The organism is Sphingomonas aliaeris, from assembly GCF_016743815.1.
In the GTDB taxonomy this organism is placed as follows: domain Bacteria; phylum Pseudomonadota; class Alphaproteobacteria; order Sphingomonadales; family Sphingomonadaceae; genus Sphingomonas; species Sphingomonas aliaeris.
The window spans coordinates 3,782,170-3,803,312 of the sequence record NZ_CP061035.1 but is presented as its reverse complement, the minus strand read 5'-3'; the positions used below and the strand labels follow the sequence as shown (position 1 = coordinate 3,803,312).

Below are 21,143 nucleotides of genomic sequence, written 5' to 3'. Positions count from 1 at the left end.
ATGTCTCGGGCGCTCACAGCGCGGTGTTGTCGGTTTCGCCGGTGCGGATCCGCACCGCCTGCCCGACATCGAGGACGAAGATCTTGCCATCGCCGATCGCGCCGGTGTTGGCGGAGGCCTGAACCGTTTCGACGACGCGCGCCGCGAGATCGGTGGCGCAGACGATCTCGATCTTGATCTTCGGCACCATGTTCGTGCTGTATTCGGCACCGCGATAGATTTCGGTCTGGCCCTTCTGGCGACCGAAGCCCTTCACTTCCGTCACGGTCATGCCCGCGACGCCGATCTCCGTCAGCGCCTCGCGCACTTCGTCCAGCTTGAACGGTTTGATGATGGCAATGACGAGCTTCATGCACGCCCCCTTCTGATTGTCCCGGGGATTACACAGCAATCGTCGTGCCAGAGTCGAAACGACGCGGATTCGGGCGCGGAGACCGCGAAAACGCCTCCTAAAAAGCTTAACGAGAGGTAAAATTTTGTGCAGTTGCGAACATCTGCCCGAGAATCAGGCAGAGTCGGCGACAATCCTGCGGGCAATCTCGAGATCGTCTTCGTCGACCATCACGCGCACGGGGATGAACAGATAACTCCCGTCGCCAATGCTGGTTTCACCGTCGAATGCGATCGCAGGAATGCCTTCCGATTCAAGGCGTCCGATCAGGATGTGCGCTTCATTGCGATTGTATCGGCCGAGTTCGGTCAAGCTCATGTCGGTCGATCCCAAGTCGTTTCAGTAAAAGTCGTTACGGCTGCGGTAACGCGATGCTTCAATTCCTTGGCAAAGACGATGTGAGACCTTCACGATCGAAACGTCCCTCTTCCCACAAAGGGGAAAGTACCATGTCGATCGATCCCATCGCCTTCCCGCTGCCTGTGGTGGTCAAGGGCTATGCCTGCCTGACTGGTGCCGAAGTCGAACTGGCAAAGAAGGATATCGATCCCGCCCGGCCGTCCGAGACAAGCGACGTGCCCGCCCCCCGGTCGCGACCGCGGCCGAAGAACAGGGGAAAAAAGCGCCACGCGTCATATCCTACGCGCCTGGCGTCGTGCGTCACGAGGTAGCGGAGAAGGCGACCACCTATTCGGTGACCGCCTGACCGCCGCCCCGTCCGTTAGACGGCAGTACCCCCAACGGTCAGTCCGCTCATGAGAATAGTCGGCTGACCGACGCCGGCCGGGACGCTCTGTCCGCCCTTGCCGCACATGCCGACGCCTTCATCCAGCGCGAAATCGTTGCCGATCCCGATCACCTTCGTCAGTGCGCTCGGCCCGTCGCCGATCAACGTCGCACCCTTGATCGGCGCACCGAGCCGGCCATTCTCGATCTTGTAGGCCTCGGTGCAGCTGAACACGAACTTGCCCGAGACGATATCCACCTGACCGCCGCCGAAGCTCTTGGCGAAGATACCATTCTTGACGCGGGACAGCAGTTCCGCTGGATCGTCGCGACCGCCGCGCATGAAGGTGTTGGTCATGCGTGGCATCGGCGCGTGCTGGAAACTTTCGCGGCGCCCGTTGCCGGTTGGCGCGACGCCCATAAGCCGCGCGTTCAGGCGATCGTGGATATAGCCCTTCAGGATACCGTCCTCGATCAGGATATTCTCCTGCGTCGGCGTGCCTTCGTCGTCGATGCTCAGCGAGCCGCGACGGTCTGCGATCGACCCGTCATCCACCACGGTGACGCCCGGCGCCGCGACTCGCTCGCCGATCCGGCCGGAGAATGCAGACGTGCCCTTGCGATTGAAATCGCCCTCTAGCCCGTGGCCGATCGCCTCGTGCAGAAGGATGCCGGGCCAGCCCGGGCCGAGCAGGACGGTCATCTCGCCAGCCGGCGCGGCGACCGAGTCGAGATTGACGACAGCCTGGGCCAGTGCTTCGTCGATCGCGCGGTTCCACGTCTCGGGCTGCATCAGATCGTGATAGAGGTAGCGACCGCCGATCCCGAAACTGCCCGTTTCGCGCCGTCCGTCGCGTTCGACGACGATCGATACGTTGAGGCGAACGAGGGGGCGGATGTCGGTGGCGACGAAGCCGTCTGGGCGAACGATCTCGACCACGCTCCACGATCCCATCAGCGAGACCGAAACCTGCGCCACGCGCGGATCGCGTGCCCGCGCCGCAGCGTCGATCGTCTGACACAGATTCACCTTGTCGGCGAACGGCACGAGATCAAGCGGATCGGCATCAGTGTAGAGGTGGCGGTTCGTTCCCTGCGGCGGACCGGCCTTCGCACCGGTCGCGGGATCGATAAGGGCCATCGTCTCGCCCGCGCGCAGGATCGCGGCCGCGGACAGTTCGTTGGCATGGGCGAACGCGGTCGTCTCGCCAGAAACGGCGCGAAGGCCGAAGCCGGACTGCGTATCGTAGCTGGCCGTCTTCAGCCGTCCGTCGTCGAAGCCGAACGCCTCGGACTTGCGGTACTGGAGGTAAAGCTCGCCGTCATCGGCCTTGCCCAGCACCTGCGCGGTAAGGCGCTGCGCCTCCGCAGGGTCGAGCTGACCGTCATGATACAGGAAGGCGCGGGGATCTGATGTCGCTGTCATCCCATCAAGATAGGAGTGACGGGTGCCGCCGTAAATGGGGCGTGACAAGTCACAAGGTCAGGATTTGGCCGGCAGGGTGTAGGCGAGATCGTAGAAGTGCTTGCCCTCTTTCATTTCGATCGAGAAGGTGCCCGCTATCCCGGCCAGCGCACCGGTACCGCTTCCCGGCGAGATGATGACGCTGAGGTCTGCCTTACCCGCCGGATCGATCGTGCCGCGATGGAGCATGAGGAAACCGCCGGTACGTCCTTCCAGCGTGCCATGGACCTGATCGATCGCGACATAGCCTGCGGGTAACCCCGGTTTGGGCTCGCCCGCCGCGAGCATCGTGCCCGTCGCGGTTCCCGTCAGATCGCCGCTGAACGTCTTAGCGATACCCAGCCGGCTGGTCGGCAGGCCGTCGTCGGAAGCCGGCGCCTGCGCCTCGGGCGTCATCTTAACCTCGAACGTGCCGGTGGCGTGCTTCATCGTCATTCCTTCGGGAGCGGGCGCAGCAGCAAGCAGGACGAACGGCAGTAAGAGCGCCGCAGCGCGCCTCACAGGCCTGCGCCGTCCCCGTGATCGTGCAACTTGGCCTGGTTGGCACCGTCCGCAGGGCCACCGATCAACACGAATCGCCGGTCGCAATAGCCGCAATCTACATAGCCGCTCTCGTCGATTTCGAGGAAGACGCGCGGATGGCCGAGCGTCGCGCCCCCGGCGATATCGGTCGCGCCATCGCAGGCGTTACGCTTGTGGGAGACGCGGAGGATTTCGGGCGGTGCGATCATGCGCGGGGAATAGCAGCCGAAAACGCACCGCACAATTGCTTCCGCCTTGCCGGGAGAGGGGTTGAGGCGCACGGCGCGGGGGCCTATCGCCGATGCATGACCGAAGCCGCCATCGCGATCGCCAATCTGTGCAAGACCTACAAGGGCGGCAAGCGCGCGCTGGACGACGTGTCGTTCGAGGTGCCGCGCGGCACGATCTTCGGGCTGCTTGGGCCGAATGGCGCGGGGAAATCCACGCTGATCAATATCCTGGCCGGCCTGGTGAACAAGACTGGAGGCAGCGCCGAGATCTGGGGCTTCGACGTGGATGCGCACCCGCGCAACGCCAAGGCATCGATCGGGATCGTCAATCAGGAAATCCTGTTCGATCCATTCTTCACCCCGATCGAAACGCTGGAAATACAGGCGGGTCTGTACGGTGTGCCCAAGCGGCAGCGCCGGTCGATGGAATTGCTGCGCGCGGTGCATCTGGAGGACAAGGCCAACGCCTATGCGCGCACACTTTCGGGCGGGATGAAGCGTCGGCTGATGGTGGCCAAGGCGATGGTGCATTCGCCGCCTGTGCTGGTGCTGGACGAGCCGACCGCAGGCGTCGACATCGAACTGCGCCAGCAATTATGGGCCTATGTTCGCCAGCTCAACGATCAGGGCGTGACGGTGGTGCTGACGACGCATTATCTCGAGGAAGCCGAGCAATTGTGCGACCGCATCGCGATCATCAACCAGGGCAAGCTGATCGCCAACAAGCCGACGCGCGAGCTGGTCGGCATGGCGACGGAGAAACTGGTCGAGGTGACGGTCGATCGCGACGTCGCGGTCACGCCGCAAAACGCCTGTTTCCAGAAGATCGAACTGAAGGGCATGCGCACGCTGGCGATCACCTATTCGAAGGACAAGGTGAATGCCGGGGAAGTACTGGGCGCGGTACAGGCCGACGGGTACGGCATCGTGGACGTATCGACGCGCGAGGCCGACCTGGAGGACGTGTTCCTGAACTTGACGCGGGCGGCGAACGCCTGAGGCTTCAGTCCTTCGATACTGGCCTTATTCCACTCCGCTCAATTCCCGCGATCTCTTGGCGAGTTTCAGCGCCTCGTCGATCAGCTGCGCGGTGTGATCGACTTCCTCTTCCTTCACCGCGATCGCCAGGCAATTCAGCGCTTCGCGGTGCAGCCGTGCGGCGCGATCCTGCGCACGGGTCGGTTTCTGTCTCATAGTCACCCCCGGCAAATGCAGAGGCCCGTCCCGGCGTTCCTCCGTTCGTCGCATCGGCTGTTAACATTCGGTCGCCGTCGGATTTTCACCCGTTCGTCTTGTCATGGCGGACGGTTGCGCCTCTAAGGCGGCGACCCACGAAGGAGACGATCATTGGCGGATAGCGGGCACCAGAGCGACGTGCTGATCATCGGTTCGGGCGCCGCCGGATTGACCGCGGCGCTGAACCTGGCCGATCGTTTCAAGGTCACGGTGCTGGCGAAGGGACAGTTGAACGAAGGATCGACCGCCTGGGCACAGGGCGGGATCGCCGCGGTGCTGGAGCCGGGCGACACGTTCGACAGCCATATCGAGGATACGATGATCGCGGGCGCGGGACTGAACGACCGTGCAACCGTCGAGTTCGTGGTCGAGAGCGCGCCGGCGGCGATCGAGCGGCTGGCCGAACTGGGCGTGCCGTTCAACATGGAAGGCGATACGCGCCACCTAACGCGCGAGGGGGGTCATTCGCATCGCCGCATCGTCCATGTCGACGACGCGACCGGATGGGCGGTGCAGGAAGCGTTGCAGAATGCCGCCACTGCGCATCCGAACATCACGCTGGTGCCGGACCGGGTCGCGATCGACCTTGCCACCAGCCGGCATGAGCAGCGCTATTCGGGCGCGGGCAATGTGTGGGGCGTCTATGCCGTCAACCGCGCGACCGGCGGGGTGGAACTGTATACCGCGCGCGCGACGATATTGGCAACGGGCGGGGCGGGGCGGACGTACCTGTTCTCCACCGCGCCGCGCGGGGCGACGGGGGACGGCATCGCGATGGCGTGGCGCGCGGGATGCCGTGTGTCGAACATGGAGATGATGCAGTTCCACCCGACCTGCCTGTACAATCTGGAGGTCAAGAATTTCCTGATCACCGAGGCGGTTCGCGGTGAAGGCGGGCGGTTGCTGATCCCCGAAACAGGCTATCGCTTCATGCCCGACTTCGACGAGCGCGCCGAACTGGCGCCGCGCGACGTAGTGGCGCGCGCGATCGACCATGAAATCAAGCGGCTGGGGCTGGATTACGTCCATCTCGACATCAGTCACATGGGCGCGGACTTCATCACGCACCATTTCCCGACGATCCATGAAAAGCTGCTCGGACTCGGCATCGACATGACGAAGGAACCGATCCCGGTCGTCCCGGCACAACATTATACGTGCGGCGGGATCGTCATCGACCTGCATGGCAAGACCGACCTGCCCGGCCTGTATGCGGCGGGGGAATGCAGCGAGAGCGGGCTGCACGGCGCCAACCGCCTCGCGTCCAATTCGCTGCTGGAATGCTTCGTGTTCGGGGAAAGCGCCGCGAAACATATCGCGGCGTGCTGGGACGACCTGCCCCCGCCGCCGCAGATCCGGCCGTGGGACGAAAGCCGCGTCGAGAATTCGGACGAGGAGGTGGTGATCAAGCAGAACTGGACCGAGATCCGGCGCTTCATGTGGAATTATGTCGGGATCGTGCGGACGACCAAGCGGCTGGAACGCGCGCAACACCGCATCCGCCTGCTGACCGAGGAAGTGAACGACTATTACGGCCATTTCCGCGTCACGCCCGACCTGATCGAACTGCGCAACCTGTTGCAGACGGCGGAGCTGATCGTGCGCAGCGCGCTGCACCGGCATGAAAGCCGCGGGCTGCACTACACGCTGGATTATCCCACGACGCTGCCGGAACCGGTGGACACGGTTCTCGTCCCGTAATCGCCGGGCGGCGGTCGGGCGGTAACCTCGACTCGTTCCGCCGCAGGTCATGTCCTATTCACCGCAGACTTGTCAGATAGCTATTTTTTGGCAACTCTCCTCCGCTAGGCTCTGTCGTGCGGGGATACGGGGCGTGGGTTTGGTCGATTTGACATCAGATACGGGCGGGATGCGCAGGTCGCGGCGGCTGGGCGCGGCGCTGATGCTGGCCATTACGCTGGGATCCTGCAGCCACGGGGGGCAGCAGACTGCCGATGCGCTGACGCCACCATCGTACGAGCTTATCCTGCCCATCCCGCCACGCGCATCGAGGCCGGTCGCGCCACCACAGGCGCTGGCTGCCAACGTCGCGGCACTGGGTGCGAATTTCCACGGGAAGTTGGGTATCGCGGTCAGCAGCGTTGATCGCGGCTGGACCGTCCAGAGCAACGGCGACACCCGTCTGCCGCAGCAAAGCGTCAGCAAATTGTGGGTCGCGATGACCGTGCTGGACTTCCGCGATGCCGGTCGGTTGCGGCTGGAAGACCCGGTGACGATCCGGCGCGAAGATCTGACCCTTTTCCACCAGCCGGTGGCGGCGTTGGTCAAGGGCGACGGCTATGTCGCGACGGTCGGCGAATTGCTCCGGCGCGCGCTGACGATGAGCGACAACACGTGCAACGACCGGTTGCTGCAATATGTCGGCGGGCCGGGCGCGGTGCGGGCGTTCATCGCACGCAAACGGCTGGGCGACATCCGCTTTGGACCGGGCGAGCGCGTCTTGCAGAGCGAAACGGCGGGACTGGAGTGGAAGCCCGAATTCTCGTTTGGCGACGCGTTCAACCGCGCGCGTGACCGGCTGCCACGGGCCGACCGGATCGCGGCGTTCGATCGCTATGTCGCCAATCCGCCGGACGGTGCGGCGCCGAGCGCGATCGCGGGCGCGCTCGCCAGGTTGAAGCGGGGCGAGTTGCTGTCGCGCAGTTCGACCGAGTATCTGATCGGTACGATGGAATCGTCCAGGACGGGCAAGCAGAGGCTGCGCGGCGCGGTGCCCGCCGGATGGAGTTTCGGGCACAAGACCGGCACCGGGCAGGATCTCGCCGGGCGGACGGCAGGCTATAACGATGTCGGCGTCCTCATCGCCCCCGACGGCCGCAGTTATTCGCTGGCGGTGATGATCGGCGACACGCCGCGCCCGATCGCCGAGCGGCAGGCGCTGATGCAGGCGGTGGTCGCCGCAGTGGTGATGAACCACGGCGCTTGATCACGCATCGGCCTGACGATGTGCCGGTCGGCCTGAGGGCGCTGATCCGGGACCGGGCATTCCTGTCGATCCTCGCCTTCGCCATCGTCATCCGCATCGGCATCGCGATCTGGCCGGTGATCCACCACGCGGACGAGGTGTGGCAATATCTGGAACCCGCCTATCACCTGGGCGTCGGCCCGTGGGTGATGACCTGGGAAGCGCGCGAGGGGGCGCGGTCCTGGCTGCTGCCGATGCTGTTCGCGGGGCCGACCGCATTGGGATATGCGATCGCGCCGGGCAGCGCATTGCCGATCATCCTGCCGCGTCTGGTATGCGGAGTCATCTCGTTCGGGACGATTTTCGGCGCCGTGGCGTTGGGCGCACGACTGTCGCGCACGCATGCGATGGTCGCCGCGGTGATTGCGACGACGTGGTTCGAAATCGCCTATTTCTCGTCCCGCACCTTGTCCGAACCGATCGCGACCGCCTGTTTCGTCGCCGCGGCGGCTGCGCTGCTGGTGGATCGCCCGCCGCGCTGGACGGTGATCGGCGGTGCGCTGCTGGGCGCCTGCTGTCTCGTGCGGTTCCAATATGCGCCGGCGGTGGGGATCCTCGCACTCTGGGCCGGGCGGCTGGACGGGTCGCGATGGCGCGCAATGATCCTGGGCGGGGTCGGCGCCGCTATCATCGCCGGCGCGGCCGATCTGGCGGGCGGCGCATGGCCGTTCATGTGGATCGTGCGCAATTTCACGCTGAACCTGATCGACAATCGCAGCGCGGCGTTCGGCGTCGATCCGCCGTGGCGCTATTTGGTCGATATCTGGGACCTGTGGGGCTGGGCGGTCGTGCCGATCCTGATCCTGGCGGTGGTCGGTGCGCGGCGATATCCGGTCCTGCTTGTCGCTGCGGTCGTCAATTTGGCGATTCACGCGCTGGTGCCGCACAAGGAATATCGCTTCATCCTGCTGACCACGACGTTGATCGTGCTGCTCGCGGGGATCGGCAGCATCGATCTGGCGGCGCGGTTCAGGAAGACGCCGACGACGGGATGGATCATCGCGGGCTGGGTACTGCTATCGATCGCTTGCGGGGCGACGGGTGACTCGACGCGGACCTGGGGTCAGAATCCCGAACTGCTCGCGGCATGGCGAGTAGCCGGATCGCAACCGCAGGCCTGCGGTATCGCGGTATACCGGCCCGTGGAGCCGATCGTCGGCAGCTACGCCTTGTTCGGGCGCACCGCCCCGATCTATCAATATGGCGACGATGCGCAGGCAGATGCACGGTCATCGCGCGCGTTCGATCTCGTGATGACCTCCGCCGACCGCGCGGGCGACCTGCCCGGTTACCGGTTGGTCGACTGCCCGTATGCGAAGCGCCGATACTGCGTCTACGCCCGCCCCGGCCCGTGCGTCAAAGCCCCCCGGACGCCCGGTTCGAGATCAACCGGGTGCTGGAACGCCAGGGCTTCTAACGGCCGGGCCCGCGTGACCGCGACGAGCCGATAGTCGGGTGCGCGTTGCCTCTCGCTACCGCGCCGGAGCGCTGCTATCGCAGGCGCCATGCCGCATCTCTATCTCGTCGATGGCTCGGGTTACATCTTCCGCGCCTATCATCGCCTGCCGCCGCTGACCAACAAGCATGGCGAGCCGGTAGGTGCCGTCTATGGCTATACGACGATGCTGTGGAAGCTGGTCGACGAACTGCATGCGGCGGACGGCCCGACGCACATGGCGGTGATCCTCGACAAGTCGTCGAAAACGTTCCGCAACGACCTGTACGACCAGTACAAGGCGCACCGGCCACCGCCGCCAGAGGATCTGGTGCCGCAATTCCCGATGATTCGCGATGCGACGCGCGCGTTCAGCCTGCCGTGCATCGAGACCGAGGGTCTGGAAGCGGACGACATCATCGCCTGCTATTCCAAGGCCGCGCTGGCGCAGGGGTGGCAGGTGACGATCGTGTCGTCGGACAAGGATTTGATGCAACTGATCGAGCCCGGACTCGACCTGTACGACACGATGAACAATCGCCGGCTCGGGCCGGAACATGTCGCCGAGAAGTTCTTCGGAATCGTGCCGGGACAATTGGGCGACGTGCTCGCGCTGATGGGCGACAGCGTCGACAACGTACCCGGCGTGCCGGGTGTCGGCCCGAAGACCGCCGCGAAGCTGATCCTGGAACATGGCGATCTCGAATCCGTACTGGCGGCCGCGCCGACGATGAAGGCGAGCAAGCTGCGCGAGAATCTGATCGAGCATGCCGAAATGGCGCGCCTGTCGCGCGTATTGGTCGATCTGAAATGCGACGTGGCCTTGCCCGAGCCGCTCGACGATCTGGAACTGAAGGGTATTCCTGACGCACCCTTACGCGCGTTTCTGGAACATCACGGCTTCCGTTCGCTGCTCGCCAAGCTGTCGGCGGTGGCGGATGCGCCGGTCGCGGCCCCGCATTCCGACCCCGGCCTGATCGCGGTGCCCGAGGAGGAGGATCCGCCCTGCGACCATGACGGGTACGAGACCGTGGTGGACGAGGCGGGGCTGGACCGCTGGATCCAGGTCGCGCGGCATCAGGGCTGGATCGCGATCGATACCGAGACGACCGGCATCGATGCGACGCGCGCCGAACTGGTCGGGGTCAGCATGGCGCTGCATCCCAATCTCGCCTGCTACGTACCTCTCGCGCATGGGGGGGACGGACATGTTCGCTGAGGTGCCGGTGCAGCTCGACCGCAGGGTCGCGCTGGCCAAGTTGAAGGACCTGTTCGAGGATCCCAGCGTCCTGAAGATTGGGCACAATCTGAAATACGACATGATCGTGCTGGCGCGATGTGCAGATGAAATCGGTGGAATCGCCGTCGCGCCGCATGACGACACGATCGTGATGAGCTTCGACCTCGACGCCGGCTTGCACGGCCACGGGATGGACGAACTCGCCGCGACGCACCTGTCGCACAGCTGCATCGCGTTCAAGGATGTCGTCGGCGTCGGCAAGACTCAGCGCAGCTTTGCAGAAGTCGATCTGAAGGCGGCGACCCGCTACGCCGCGGAGGATGCGGACGTGACGCTGCGGCTATGGCGGCGGTTCAAGCCCCGTCTGGCGGGCGAGGCTGCGACCCGCGTGTACGAGATGGTCGATCGCCCGCTGATCCCGGTGATCGCGCAGATGGAACGTCACGGCATCAAGGTCGACGCCGCCAGGCTGTCGGCCCTGTCGGCGGAGTTCGCGGAGCAGATGGGCGCGTTGGAAGTCCATATCCACGCTTTGGCGGGCGGCGCCTTCACGATCGGCAGCCCGAAGCAGCTGGGCGACGTTCTGTTCGAGCGGATGGGCATCAAGGGCGGGCGCAAGGGCAAGTCGGGCGTCTATTCGACCGACGTCAACGAACTGGAGCGGATCGCGGCGGACAAGGATTCGCCGGGCAAGGATATCGCGCGCAAAGTGCTCGACTGGCGCCAGCTTTCGAAGCTGAAATCCACCTATACCGATGCGTTGCAGGCGCAGATCAACCCGTCGACCGGGCGCGTGCATACGTCGTACAGCCTGACCGGCGCGCAGACCGGACGGCTGTCCTCGACCGATCCGAACCTGCAGAATATTCCGATCCGCACCGAGACGGGCCGGCAGATCCGCGACGCGTTCGTGGCGGAGCCGGGCAACGTGCTGCTCGCGGCGGATTACAGCCAGATCGAATTGCGGCTGGCGGCGCATATGGCGGACGTACCGGCGTTGAAGGCGGCGTTCGCGAACGGCGACGACATTCACAGCCTGACCGCGCAGGAATTGTTCGGCGAGGTCAATCGCGACACGCGCGGGCGGGCCAAGACGATCAACTTCGCGATCCTGTACGGTATCAGCCGCTGGGGCCTGGCCGGACGGCTGGACGTAACGGCGGAAGAGGCGCAGGCAATGATCGATCGCTATTTCGAACGCTTCCCCGGCATCCGCAACTATATCGCCGCGACGACCGAGTTCGTCCGGGAGCGCGGCTACACGCTGACCTTGTTCGGCCGAAAGACGCATTTCCCGCGGATCAGCTCGAAGGTCCAGCATGAGCGGCAGGGCGCCGAGCGCGCCGCGATCAACGCGCCGATCCAGGGCACGTCCGCGGACATCATCAAGCGCGCAATGGTGCGGATGGGGCCGGCTTTGCTCGATGCGGGTCTGCCGAACGTCCGCATGTTGTTGCAGGTGCACGACGAGCTCGTCTTCGAACTGCCCGAAGGCGATGTCGAGGCGGCGCGCCCGGTGATCGAACGCGTCATGGCGACCGCCGCCGAACCCCTGGTCACGCTGGACGTGCCGCTGGGGATCGAGATCGGGACTGGCCTCAGCTGGGGTGCGGCGCATTGATAGCGTCCTTCGACATGTTCGCGGTGAACGGAGTCGATATCGGCTCGAACAGGCGCCTCAGGCGTGCCTGATCCCGTCGCCGCATCCGGTACGGATGAACTGAACGCGCTGGCCAAGGGCGGGCGGACCAACATCATCGGTTTCCTGATGCGGCTGGTCGCGCGGCTGCCGTTCCTCTTCATTGCCGGGCGCATCTACGGTCCGGATCAGGTCGGGCGGTTCGCGCTGGCGGTCGTCGTGGTCGAACTGGCCGCATTGATCGCGACCCTCGGCCTGAAACGCGGTCTCGCTCAAGCGCTGTCCGAGGGGGATCGACCCGCCGTGTGCGTGGTGTGGGATGCGATGGCGGTGGCGCTGATCGCGTCGCTGATCGCCAGCGCGGTGCTCGTGATGGTGCCCGAGGTGATGTATCCGAACAGCCCGATCCGGGGCATGGACCGGTGGCTCGCGCTGATCGTATTCGCGACGGCATGGTCCGACATCAGCCTTGCGGCACTCGCCTATCGCCGCAACGTCAAGGCCACGGTAACGGCGCGCGCGGTGATCGAGCCGTGGACGATCAGCATCGCGGCCTGGGCTTTCTCCTTCTATTCGCTGCGTGACGGGCTGGTCCTGTCCTATATCGCTTCGATGGCAGCGGCCTTGATCGCGTCGCTGATCCCGTTCATCCGCAGCTATGGTCTGCCTTATGGGTGGCGTCCGCGGCCTAGCATTCTGCTCCGTCTCGCCCGGCGCAACGCGCCGCTGGCGGGTGCCGATGCGATCGAATGGGGCACGCGTAACGTCGACCGGTTCATCCTGGGTGTGATGTTCGAACCGAAGATCGTTGGCATCTATTACATGGCGCAACAGGTCGCCTCGATCCCCGGCAAGCTGAAGACGAGCTTCGATCCGATCCTGGGGCCGGTCGTGACCACGGCGCTTGCCCGTAACGATAAGGAAGCGGTGGCGGCGCAGATCCGACAGGTGGGTTTCTGGATCATGGCGGCGCAGGTCGGGCTCGCGCTGATGGGGTCGATCCCGGGCGAAGCGGTGATGGGGATCGTCGGACCACAATTCGTCGCGGGCACCGCGGCCCTGGGGTTCCTGCTGACGGCGGAGGCGGCCGCATCGACCGGGGCGGTTTCGGAAAGCGCGCTCGTTTACATTGCTCGGTTCCGTAACCTGCTGATTTCTCTAGGTATGCTGGGCTTTCAGATCGGGCTTAGCTTTGGCTTGATCTTCGCGATGCGCGGCGTGGGCTGGCCGGTCAATTATCAGGCGGCTGGACCGGCGCTGGCATTGCTGCTGTCGGTCGGGCTGACATCGGTCATCAAGTCCAATTTCCTGTCGCACCTGTTGAAGGCGCGCGTCGCGGGGTGGCGATGGCCGATGCTGTGGGGCGCGCTGGCCGCGATCGTCGTCGGCACCGTATTTACCTGGTTGCCGCGCCGTTACGAATGGGCGGAGGTGGTGTTCGGCATCCCGGCGATTGCCGCGACCTATCTGTTCGTGCTGTTCAGATGGGCACTTACCCCGGCGGATCGGGCCTTGTTCAAGTCGATGCCGAAGGACAGCGCCGCAGGCTGACGTCTTTTTCGGCTGAGAAGATCGGTTCGCGAAGGCGCGAAAACGCGAAGAAAAGGTTGTATCCTTTCTTTCTCCGCGGCTCCGCGTGAACCAATCTTCTATACGCTAGGCGCCCGTATCAGTGCCGGAAGTGACGCATTCCGGTGAAGACCATCGCGAGGCCCGCCGCGTCCGCGGCCGCAATCACTTCCTCGTCGCGGATCGAGCCGCCTGGCTGGATCACCGCGGTCGCGCCAGCCTCGACCGCGGCGAGAAGTCCATCGGCGAACGGGAAGAAGGCGTCCGACGCGACGGCCGAGCCGATCGTACGCGCTTCGCCCCAACCCGCCTTGTCGGCGGCGTCCTTCGCCTTCCACGCAGCGATTCGCGCGGATTCGAGCCGGTTCATCTGGCCTGCGCCGATGCCGGCGGTGATGCCGCCCTTCGCATAGACTATCGCGTTGGACTTCACATGCTTGGCCACCGTCCAAGCGAACCGGCAATCCGCCAGTTCCTGTACGGTCGGGCTGCGCTTCGTAACGACCTTCAACTCCCCCGGCGTGCCATTGTCGCGCGTCTGCAACAGCCAGCCGCCAGTGATCGACTTGGCGAGCAGACCGGGCCGCGCGGCATCGGGCAGGTCGCCGGTCAGCAGCAGCCGCAAATTCTTCTTTGCCGCAAAGATCGCCAGGGCTTCCTCGTCCGCATCGGGGGCGATGACGACTTCGGTGAAGATCCCAGTGATCGCGCGCGCAGTGGCGGCGTCCAGCGGACGGTTGAGCGCGATGATCCCGCCGAACGCCGACACGGTATCGCACGCGAATGCCGCCTCATAAGCCACCGACAGGGTTGCCGCGGTAGCGACACCGCAAGGATTGGCGTGCTTGACGATCACGACGCTGGGATCAGCGCCGGCGAATTCGCTGACGAGATCGAGCGCGGCGTCCGCGTCGTTGAGGTTGTTGTAGCTCAGCTCCTTGCCCTGCACCTGACGCGCCTGTCCGATCCCACGCGCGGCGGGGCCGGTCGCGGTGTAGAAGGCGGCCGATTGGTGCGGATTCTCGCCATAGCGCAGCGCCTGTCCGTGCTTCAGCGTCAGCGGCAGGATGTCGGGGAAGGATTCGCCCTGATCGGAAAAAGCGAACCATTGCGCGATCATGCCGTCATAGGCAGCCGTGGCGGCATAGGCCTTGGCGGCAAGTTTCCGGCGATCCTCCAGCGTCGTACTGGCGTCCGTCAGCAGCGCGTAATCCGCCGGATCGGTGACGATCGCGACAAACGCATGATTCTTCGCGGCGGAGCGGATCATCGACGGGCCGCCGATATCGATATTCTCGATGATTTCCGGCCGTTCGGCTCCCTTGGCGACGGTCGCGGCGAACGGATAGAGGTTGACGACGACGAGGTCGATCGCGCCGATATCATGTTCCTGCATCGCCGCGACATGCTCCGCATTGTCGCGAACCGCGAGCAGCCCGCCATGCACGATCGGGTGCAACGTCTTGACCCGCCCATCCATCATCTCCGGGAAACCGGTCAGGTCGCTGATATCGCGTACATCGAGCCCCGCATTGCGCAACGCCTTGGCCGTGCCTCCGGTCGATACCAGATCGACGCCATTGGCCGCCAGCGCGCGGCCTAGATCGACGATGCCCGTCTTGTCGGAAACGGACAGGAGCGCGCGGCGGATGGGGATGGTCGTCATAGATCAATTCCAATCGTCCGTCCGCGGCCGGCCGGTCGGCTGCACGCGCGGCGGCGCGGCTGCGACAGGCTCGACCGGAACGATATGCGGGGCAAGCGCGCGCGCTTTGCCCGTTCAGATGGCGCGCTTCAAGGCCCAGCTGATGCTTGCGCCGCCGGGAGGCGATTCGCCGGTCACAACCAGTTGCTGGGTGCCGACCGGACGCCCCTCCGGATCGATCCAGAGACTGTCCTCGACGCTGAGCGTCCCGCCGCGGCAGCGATATTGCCACAACGTTCCACCGGGCAGGCGCAGGATCGCAGCCATACCGTCGGCGGTGGGGGATACCTGCACGCCCTTGCCCAGATGGAAGCGCAGCGCGAACAGTGTTGCGGCGGCGCTTTTCCGGCGTTTCCCGGCGGGCAGCAGCATATCCTCGCCGCGCAATTCCTTGCCATCGTTGCTGAGTACCAATTGGCGGCGGTGGACGAAACCGTAGCGGCGCGCATAGCCGTCATGGCTCGCCTCGATCCGGCTGGAATGTTCCGCCTCCTGCCGGGTCAGTTCGACCTCGGCTACACCACGACCGAGCGTTCCGTCCGCATGGATCGCGGTCGAATTGCTGTCGCCGACGACCAGCGTGGAATGCGCCGCAGTGGTGCGCAATCCATCCGCGAGATTAGGCAGCAGCTGCGAGACCGCTGCACGAGCGCCGCCGCAATTGACCACCAGCCGGTGTGGCCCGTCCGACATTTCGAACGCCAGCGTGGAGGCGCATCCGCCCTCCACCAGACGCGCGACCGGAGGGGGCGCTGCGTCGATGACGACGATCGCGGACCCGGCGGACAGCCGTTGATAGCCCCAGTCGCGCGCCTGACGCAGCGGGCGGGCGCGGATACCGGTGGCCTCGATCACCTGCGCCAGCATTTCGGCAGGCACTGGTCCGCCACCCTGCCAGCTGGATAGCCCGCGGTCTCCCAGGCATACCCCGAGCAAGGCCGGGACCATCCGCGCGAGCGCATCCTCCAGCGTCGCAGGGGCGGACAGGCGACGCGATTCGTACGTCTCGCGCAACATCGTCAGCAGCATGATAATGTCGAGATGCGCCATGGGCGAGCGCGCCACGCTGCCGCCATCATCGAACACCGATCCGGCGATCGCGCGGTTAAGCGCCGCCTCCATCCCGCCGCGCCGTGCATCGCCGCCCGCGATCAGCAGACCTGCGGCGCACACCCCGCTCATCGCGGCGATACGCGGCGCGCCCGGTGCCATTTTCTCCGCACCACGATCGATATGCCGTGCGCCCCGCGCCAGCGTGTTGAGCACCGAACTGCGATAGACGAGGTCGGCGGAGGACAGGATCAGCGGCGCATGCGCGGTCCAGAACAGGATGCGGCGCCCCCATAGATCCGCGCGCCATGCGGGTTCGGTCACCTTGTCCGCGTGCAGCGCCAGCCAACCGCGCATCACCTGTTCGGCGATCGGCGCACCCTGGGCACGCGTCGCGACGGTGGACAGGTCGCGCAGCCAGGCGAAACTTTGCAGATATTCGACGAACGCGCGCGATTGCAGCGACTTGCGATCGAACAGCGTATCGACCGCATGCGTTTCACCGCGGAACGTCATTTCTCCGGCAAGCAACGCCTGACCGCGGCGCGGATCGCCCATGAAGGGATCGTCGGGCACCGCGATCAGCTTCAGCGGATGACGTCCGCGCAGCTTCACGCCGTGGATCGGGGTGCGCCACGTCAGCCGATGGAAGCGTTCGGAAATGCGTTCGGCGAGCGACAGGCCGGTATCGCCACCCAGCTTGATCAGCCGCTTGCCTTCGTCGATCCCGTCGCTGCCACCCGAATCGCTCACCCGGCGACCGTTCCCGTCTTCAACCCGGCGATGTTCGCAGCATAGGCGTCCGGCCCGCCGCGGAAGGTCGCGGTACCGGCGACCAGCACGTCGGCTCCCGCGGCGATCGCGCGTGGTGCGGTGAGGTGATCGATCCCGCCATCCACCTCGAGATCGACGTCGAACCCGCCGGCATCGATCATCTTGCGGATCGCCGCGATCTTCTTCAGCTGGCTTTCGATGAAGCTTTGCCCGCCAAAGCCGGGATTGACGCTCATCACGAGCACGAGATCGACCGAGTCCAGCAGATAATCCAGCGCCTTGGCCGGCGTCTGCGGGGTCAGCACGACACCCGCGCGCTTGCCCATCGACCGGATGTGCTGGAGGCTGCGATGCGTGTGCGGTCCGGCCTCGACATGCACGCTGATCGTATCGGCGCCCGCATTCGCGAAATCTTCCAGAAACGCATCGACGGGCGCGATCATCAGATGCACGTCGATCGGTTTCGTCGTGTGGGGGCGGATCGCCTTCACGACCATCGGCCCCATCGTGATGTTGGGCACGAAGTGGCCGTCCATCACGTCGACATGGATCCAGTCCGCTCCGGCGGCGTCGATTGCACGCACCTCCTCGCCCAGTCGCGCGAAATCGGCGGACAAAATGGATGGGGCGATACGGACTGGCTGTTGCATGGCGCAGTCTCTAGCATGGCTGACTCATGCCGCAAGACGCTCAACCGGCGCGGATCAGCCTGACCATGAAAAACCCGTCCAAGCCACCGACATCGCGAAGCATTCCCGGCAAGGTCCTCAAGTATCCATCGGCGTGCGGGACCAATCCGTCAGGCAATTCATCCTGACGCACCGGATCGATACGGTAATCGGACCGTACCGACAGGAACCGGCGCAACTGTTCCTCGCCTTCGGCCGGCTCCAGCGAACAGGTGGCATAGACGAGCGTACCGCCCGGTTTCACCCAGTCTGCAGCGCGCGCGAAGATGCGTTCCTGCAACGCTGCCATTTCGGAAATGACGGAGGGGCGGACGCGGTACAGCACGTCGGGATGGCGACGGAAGATGCCGGTCGCGCTGCACGGCGCGTCGATCAACACCGCATCGGCTTGCGCGGGAGGCTTCCACAGCAACGCATCGGCAGTGACGATATCCGCCGCCTGTTTGGTCCGCGCGAGGTTGTCCGTCAGGCGCTCGATCCGGGTGGGCGAATTGTCGAGCGCGGTGACCGTCCAGCCGGCCGCCGCGAGTTGCATCGTCTTGCCGCCCGGCGCGGCGCAGATGTCGAGCGCGGTACCGGTTCCGGTGCCGATCAGCCGCGCGGGCAGCGACGCGGCGATATCCTGGACCCACCATGCGCCTTGCTCGAACCCGGGCATTTCGGGAACGTGCCCGCCGGGCAGGCGGACATGCCCGGGCATCAGCGATTCACCGGCGAGCTGCTCCGCCCATTCCTCCGTTCGAGACGGATCGGCAAGCGTCAGATCGAGCGGCGGAGGTACCGCTATCGCCTGTTCCGCGCCCTCGATGCCGTCATCGCCCCAGGCGGCATGCCAGCGGATCGCGGTGGCGTCGGGCAAGGTCGGAATTTCAGGCAGGGCGTCGCCGCGCCGGGACAGCGTGCCGAACACGCCGTGGACCAGCTTGCGCGGGCCGCCATCGACCAACGGCAATACGGTGGCGATCGCGGCATGCGACGGCGTGCCGAGCGCCAGCGCCTGAACCAGGGCGATACGCAGCGCGAAACGCGCTTTCGCATCGTCCGGCAGGGGGCGCGCGGTGGCCGAGTCGATCAATGCGTCCAGATCGGTCAGGCGGCGCAACGTCTCCGCCGCAATGGCCCGGGCCAGCGCGCGGTCGTCGCTGCGGTCGATTCCGGCCGTAGCGCGATCAAGCGCGGATTCGAGCGGCAGTCCCTGACGCAGCACTGCATCGAGCAGTTTCAGCGCCGCCCGGCGCGCAGGCACGCCCGGCGGATCGAAGCGCGTGTCGGAGGATTGTGATTGTGGAGGCATGCCCTGTCATTGGGGAGGCGGGCAGGCGATGTAAAGGCGAACGGCTTGCGGCATGACGTACGAGCCCCGATGTTAGAGGCCCCCAGCGCCCAAGGAAACGAGCATGGCCGACCGCCCCCCGCATGTGAAACCGCCGGCCTATCTGTCGAAAAGCCCGCCCGTGCCGGAACCCGAAAAGACGCCGCACGCGCAGCCCGAAGACCCTCTCGGGCGCGATCCCACGCGCTACGGCGACTGGGAGTTGAAGGGCATCGCGGTCGATTTCTGATACGTCCGCGGAACGATTGCCTGGCGGCGCGCGTCCCGCATTCGTGACCACGCGTACGATTTTCGCCGACCGACGGCTCCATTGGGCTGCAGGAGCGATCCTCGCCATCGCAACCGTCACCCTGCTGGTACTCGCCATATTTCCCTGGGGCGCCTTGCGCTCGACGATCGAGGGGCGGTTGCGGGATCGCTTCGGACAGGCGACGATGATCGGATCGATTGAGCGGCTCGATACGTTTTCCTTCGATCCCACTATCCGCATCCGCAACGTACGTATTCCGCAGGTGGAATGGGCAGGGCGGGGAGATCTTGCGCGGGTCGAGCAGGCCGACGTGACCTTTCACGCGCTGCCGCTGTTGATCGGCCGGTTCCGCCCTGATTCGATCCGTATACGGGGCATGCACCTCGCGCTGGTGCGGGCGGCTGACAAGCGGGAGAATTGGAGCAGCGGGAAGGGCGGCGGATCAGGCGGTTCGGGTGCACGACTCACAGGACTGACGGTCGAGGACAGCACGATCAGCTACCGCGATGCGAAGGCCGACCGTAGCTTCACTGCCGCGCTGAGCGCCGATACGTCGCGCGGATTACGTCTCTCCGGAACCGGGATCGTGCGCGGATCCCCGGTCAAGATCGCTTTCACCGGAACCGCCATCGAAGGTCTGGGCAATCGCCCCTGGCCGTTCACGGCGAAGATCGACGGCCCTGCGCTCGGCATGGAAGCGCGCGGCACGATGGACGCGCCGCTGGATACGCATGGCATGACCCTAGACCTCACCGCACGCGCCAGCGATCTGAAGATGCTGGACGGTGTGATCGAGGCCGGGCTGTTCGGCACGCAGCCGGTGCGGTTGAAGGCGCATGTCCGCCGCGAGTCACCAGACTGGATCATCACCGGTCTGTCGGGCACGATCGGGGGGTCGGACCTGACGGGCCGGCTTGACGTGAAAAAGCGCGATGGTCGCACGAACCTGGCCGGGGACGTCGCATTCGGCACGCTGAATTTTGACGACCTCTCAACCAATTCGGGGCTTGCCAAGGGTCGGGCGCTGGAACGCGCGATCGGACCGCGGCTGATCCCGGCGACGCGGATCAATATCGGCAAGATCGACCGGACGGACGGAACGATCACCGTTTCCGCAAAAAGGATCGTGGACAGTTCCGGTCCATCGACGCTGACATCGCTGGCGGGCAAGGTGACGATGGATCGCCAACTGTTGCTCTTCTCCCCGTTGCGGATCGGCCTGCGGGAGGGTGCGATCACCGGATCGATACGCGTCGATCAGCGGGGCGGACGGCCGGAACCTCTGGTGACTATCGATCTGGCGCTACGAAACAGTAATGTCGCGGCGATCGCCGGCAATATCAGCGCGGTCGAAGGTCGCGTCGATGGCCGTGCGAGGCTGACGGGCACGGGCGATACGATCCGCGAAGCAGTTGGGCGCTCGAGCGGCAAGATCGGGCTGTTCGCGCGCGACGGATCGCTGCCCGTGAAGATCGCGGCGATGATCGGGTTCGACGCGGGACGTGCGCTGACCGCGGACGAGCGCAAACGCGCGGCGTTGCGCTGCATGGCGATCGGACTGGACGTGCGGAACGGTGTCGGGCGGGCCGACCCGCTGCTGATCGACACGAGCGAAAGCCAGTCGCGCGGGGAGGGTACGGTGTCGTTTCCCTCCGAAGCGCTGGCGATCCGGCTGACCGGTGCGCCCAAGCGGGATACCGTCCTGCGGCTGCCCGGATCGGTCAGCGTGACGGGGTCGATCCGGGCACCTGAGATCGTCGTGCCGCGCGAGGTGAAGTCGGCGGGCAACATCCTCAAGGCGATCGGTCGCGCGATATCCGGTAAGCATGAGCCGGTTGCAGGGGATGCGAATTGCGCGGCACTTTCGGCGCGGGTGTTGGGGCGGTAGGACTAAGGTTCATCA

Annotated in this window: 18 protein-coding genes and 1 pseudogene; 9 read left to right on the top strand and 10 right to left on the bottom strand. The window is 65.3% G+C overall.

The window, feature by feature from the left end:
• Nucleotides 1-13: 13 nt before the first annotated feature.
• Both H5J25_RS18070 and H5J25_RS18065 read right to left on the bottom strand, forming a co-directional pair.
• Nucleotides 14-352: a P-II family nitrogen regulator gene (locus H5J25_RS18070; protein ID WP_202093465.1), complete on the bottom strand. Its 339-nt coding sequence runs from the start codon at nt 350-352 to the stop codon at nt 14-16.
• A gap of 153 nt (nt 353-505) precedes the next feature.
• Nucleotides 506-709, bottom strand: coding sequence for a putative signal transducing protein (locus H5J25_RS18065; RefSeq protein ID WP_202096481.1), 204 nt, complete (start codon nt 707-709; stop codon nt 506-508).
• Nucleotides 710-840: 131 nt separating this feature from the next.
• Here H5J25_RS18065 and H5J25_RS18060 point away from each other — a divergent pair, with 131 nt between their 5' ends.
• On the top strand, nt 841-1,062 hold the full coding sequence (locus tag H5J25_RS18060) for a hypothetical protein (protein ID WP_202093463.1): 222 nt from the start codon (nt 841-843) through the stop codon (nt 1,060-1,062).
• Between the two features lie 50 nt (nt 1,063-1,112).
• Here the strand turns inward: H5J25_RS18060 and tldD are convergent, their stop codons facing one another.
• The 3 genes from tldD to H5J25_RS18045 form a co-directional block, all read right to left on the bottom strand.
• Nucleotides 1,113-2,543, bottom strand: coding sequence for a metalloprotease TldD (tldD, locus tag H5J25_RS18055; RefSeq protein WP_202093461.1), 1,431 nt, complete (start codon nt 2,541-2,543; stop codon nt 1,113-1,115).
• A 57-nt stretch (nt 2,544-2,600) separates the two neighbouring features.
• On the bottom strand, nt 2,601-3,011 hold the full coding sequence (locus tag H5J25_RS18050) for a DUF3224 domain-containing protein (RefSeq protein WP_202093459.1): 411 nt from the start codon (nt 3,009-3,011) through the stop codon (nt 2,601-2,603).
• A 68-nt stretch (nt 3,012-3,079) separates the two neighbouring features.
• Nucleotides 3,080-3,313, bottom strand: a complete 234-nt coding sequence (locus H5J25_RS18045) for a zinc-finger domain-containing protein (protein ID WP_202093458.1) — start codon at nt 3,311-3,313, stop codon at nt 3,080-3,082.
• A 96-nt stretch (nt 3,314-3,409) separates the two neighbouring features.
• Between H5J25_RS18045 and H5J25_RS18040 the strand changes: the two genes are divergently transcribed.
• A complete protein-coding gene (locus tag H5J25_RS18040) occupies nt 3,410-4,333 on the top strand; it encodes an ABC transporter ATP-binding protein (RefSeq protein ID WP_202093456.1) in 924 nt (307 codons plus the stop codon).
• 24 nt (nt 4,334-4,357) lie between these two features.
• On the opposite strand, the gene H5J25_RS18035 is transcribed toward H5J25_RS18040, so the two are convergent.
• Nucleotides 4,358-4,528 (bottom strand): hypothetical protein, encoded by a 171-nt coding sequence (locus tag H5J25_RS18035; RefSeq protein WP_202093454.1) that lies wholly within the window; start codon nt 4,526-4,528, stop codon nt 4,358-4,360.
• Nucleotides 4,529-4,681: 153 nt separating this feature from the next.
• Here H5J25_RS18035 and nadB point away from each other — a divergent pair, with 153 nt between their 5' ends.
• The 5 genes and pseudogenes from nadB to H5J25_RS18010 all read left to right on the top strand — a co-directional run bounded on the left by nadB (nt 4,682) and on the right by H5J25_RS18010 (nt 13,421).
• Nucleotides 4,682-6,271, top strand: a complete 1,590-nt coding sequence (nadB, locus tag H5J25_RS18030) for an L-aspartate oxidase (protein WP_202093452.1) — start codon at nt 4,682-4,684, stop codon at nt 6,269-6,271.
• 169 nt (nt 6,272-6,440) lie between these two features.
• Nucleotides 6,441-7,517 carry a serine hydrolase gene (locus tag H5J25_RS18025; RefSeq protein ID WP_202096480.1) on the top strand — a complete coding sequence of 359 codons (1,077 nt, stop codon included), beginning with the start codon at nt 6,441-6,443 and terminating at the stop codon, nt 7,515-7,517.
• On the top strand, nt 7,514-9,007 hold the full coding sequence (locus tag H5J25_RS18020; RefSeq protein ID WP_202093450.1) for a glycosyltransferase family protein: 1,494 nt from the start codon (nt 7,514-7,516) through the stop codon (nt 9,005-9,007). Before H5J25_RS18025 ends, H5J25_RS18020 begins: the two co-directional genes overlap by 4 nt.
• A 54-nt stretch (nt 9,008-9,061) precedes the next feature.
• Nucleotides 9,062-11,852: pseudogene (gene polA, locus H5J25_RS18015) on the top strand (DNA polymerase I).
• Nucleotides 11,853-11,999: 147 nt separating this feature from the next.
• The gene (locus tag H5J25_RS18010; RefSeq protein ID WP_202096479.1) at nt 12,000-13,421 is read left to right on the top strand and encodes a lipopolysaccharide biosynthesis protein; all 1,422 of its coding nucleotides are present in this window, start codon (nt 12,000-12,002) and stop codon (nt 13,419-13,421) included.
• A gap of 118 nt (nt 13,422-13,539) precedes the next feature.
• Here H5J25_RS18010 and purH read toward each other — a convergent pair whose 3' ends face one another.
• The 4 genes from purH to H5J25_RS17990 form a co-directional block, all read right to left on the bottom strand.
• A complete protein-coding gene (gene purH / locus H5J25_RS18005) occupies nt 13,540-15,105 on the bottom strand; it encodes a bifunctional phosphoribosylaminoimidazolecarboxamide formyltransferase/IMP cyclohydrolase (protein ID WP_202093448.1) in 1,566 nt (521 codons plus the stop codon).
• A gap of 114 nt (nt 15,106-15,219) precedes the next feature.
• The gene (locus H5J25_RS18000; protein ID WP_225883220.1) at nt 15,220-16,947 is read right to left on the bottom strand and encodes a heparinase II/III family protein; all 1,728 of its coding nucleotides are present in this window, start codon (nt 16,945-16,947) and stop codon (nt 15,220-15,222) included.
• Nucleotides 16,944-17,618 (bottom strand): ribulose-phosphate 3-epimerase, encoded by a 675-nt coding sequence (gene rpe, locus H5J25_RS17995; RefSeq protein ID WP_202093446.1) that lies wholly within the window; start codon nt 17,616-17,618, stop codon nt 16,944-16,946. Before rpe ends, H5J25_RS18000 begins: the two co-directional genes overlap by 4 nt.
• Nucleotides 17,619-17,658: 40 nt before the next feature.
• Complete coding sequence (locus H5J25_RS17990) at nt 17,659-18,951, bottom strand: RsmB/NOP family class I SAM-dependent RNA methyltransferase (RefSeq protein WP_202093444.1); 1,293 nt, start codon at nt 18,949-18,951, stop codon at nt 17,659-17,661.
• Nucleotides 18,952-19,054: 103 nt separating this feature from the next.
• On the opposite strand from H5J25_RS17990, the gene H5J25_RS17985 reads away from it, so the two are divergent.
• Complete coding sequence (locus H5J25_RS17985) at nt 19,055-19,219, top strand: DUF1674 domain-containing protein (protein WP_202093442.1); 165 nt, start codon at nt 19,055-19,057, stop codon at nt 19,217-19,219.
• 43 nt (nt 19,220-19,262) lie between these two features.
• Nucleotides 19,263-21,128 (top strand): AsmA family protein, encoded by a 1,866-nt coding sequence (locus tag H5J25_RS17980; RefSeq protein WP_225883219.1) that lies wholly within the window; start codon nt 19,263-19,265, stop codon nt 21,126-21,128.
• Nucleotides 21,129-21,143: the final 15 nt, after the last annotated feature.